The sequence below is a fragment of the Sphaerospermopsis aphanizomenoides BCCUSP55 genome (genome assembly GCF_001586785.1).
In the GTDB taxonomy this organism is placed as follows: Bacteria; Cyanobacteriota; Cyanobacteriia; order Cyanobacteriales; family Nostocaceae; genus Sphaerospermopsis_A; species Sphaerospermopsis_A aphanizomenoides_A.
Map to the genome: position 1 here is coordinate 1 of NZ_LUFH02000251.1, position 490 is coordinate 490.

The window sequence follows — 490 nt, forward strand, 5'->3', positions numbered from 1 at the left end:
CTGCTGCGGGTATTCATTCTCGTTCTGTGGGGAAGATTGAACGGGGTTTGACATTGAAAATTAACCGCCGCACTCTTGGTGGTTTGGCGATCGCTCTTGCTGTCCCCCAAGAATATTTGGATGCTGTGATTAAGGGTGAGGAAGTTTCTCTGGTTCAAGGGGTTAAGTTTTGTCCACAATGTTGGAATCCTGGGACTGCTGCTGACCCTTTGTGGGCAAATGTTAGGGCTAAGTTTTGTTATCTATGCGGTACGTCGTTACGATCTAGTTGTGCTAACTGCGGCGAGTTGGTGGTGTCTCTCAAGTATAAGTTTTGTCCTATGTGTGGACGTTCTTATAAACCTGTGGTTTCAAATCGCTAGAATCTATATAGGACAAGGGTTTTGAGCCTCTATTTCCGTTTTTGCAGGGATCTCGGCTCAATCCCATCCCCATCTGTAACAAATGCCATAAATGTTCGCGGCGACTTTCCATGTAACAAAGTTTTTGT

The 490-nt window shown here is 45.3% G+C and carries 1 protein-coding gene; it reads left to right on the plus strand.

Annotated features, from left to right (window positions below; translation table 11 throughout):
* The coding region (locus A0J48_RS26645; RefSeq protein WP_200327573.1) for a zinc ribbon domain-containing protein at positions 1-362 on the plus strand (362 nt) is incomplete at its 5' end.
* Positions 363-490 lie beyond the last annotated feature (128 nt).